Origin of the sequence: Rosenbergiella metrosideri, from assembly GCF_022602565.1 — a bacterium.
In the GTDB taxonomy this organism is placed as follows: Bacteria; Pseudomonadota; Gammaproteobacteria; order Enterobacterales; family Enterobacteriaceae; genus Rosenbergiella; species Rosenbergiella metrosideri.
This window is the reverse complement of the sequence record NZ_JALBCV010000048.1, coordinates 1-682: the sequence shown is the minus strand read 5'-3', so window position 1 is coordinate 682 and position 682 is coordinate 1. Positions and strand designations below refer to the sequence as shown.

Genomic DNA, 682 nt, shown 5'->3' with positions numbered 1-682 from the left:
TCAGCCATCAAGAATTGGTTCCTGCTCTTATATGCCGCTCAGGATGCGCGACCCCCTTTAGTCACCACAACAGCCGGGGTTCTGATATAATTGATTCACCACAACAGCCTTGAGAATCAACCATGCCAAATTGGATAGGGCAGATATTCGCCTTTCTTGAAAGAAACATAGATTTAAGGAATCTTATGTCTTGGTTAATATCCTTAGTTCTTCTCTTGGTCTTCACACCTACTTCTATCGTTGATGTAATCAACCAACGAAGCACTCACTTGATACCTATTGGCGATTACTTCTTTGGATTATCTTTAGGTGTTAGCTTTTTCATAAGCCTTTCCTATCAATGGCTAGCAATGATGGCAAAGGAATCAATATTAAAAGCTAAAGATAAAAGGACACTTGAATCCAAGTTGCTCGTTTTGAGTGATATAAGTGAAGAAGAAACGACGACATTAGCTACACTGGCGATGCTTGGATTAACCCGTAAAACTAAAGCCCACAAAGGAAATATAAATTCCATAACCTCGCTTGTTGATAAGGGGATAATGGAATCAACAGGTGAGGGGCTATTCCTCGGCGCTGTCGATGAATACGTCATCACTAGTGATTACATTGAGCCAGTAAAGAAATATTTCTTATCTAGTGAAGAACTAAAAAAGAAATATCTTGGATACTAGCGAGCTGT

At 39.6% G+C, this 682-nt stretch carries 1 protein-coding gene; it reads left to right on the top strand.

The features are described 5' to 3' along the window. Positions 1 to 185 precede the first annotated feature (185 nt). Positions 186 to 674: a superinfection exclusion B family protein gene (locus MKR94_RS16410; RefSeq protein ID WP_241647882.1), complete on the top strand. Its 489-nt coding sequence runs from the start codon at positions 186 to 188 to the stop codon at positions 672 to 674. The last annotated feature ends 8 nt before the right edge of the window (positions 675 to 682 follow it).

Excerpts from the sequence above, each read along its gene's own strand:
- MKR94_RS16410 (WP_241647882.1), top strand. The coding sequence starts at position 186 with ATGTCTTGGTTAATATCCTTAGTTCTTCTCTTGGTCTTCACACCTACT.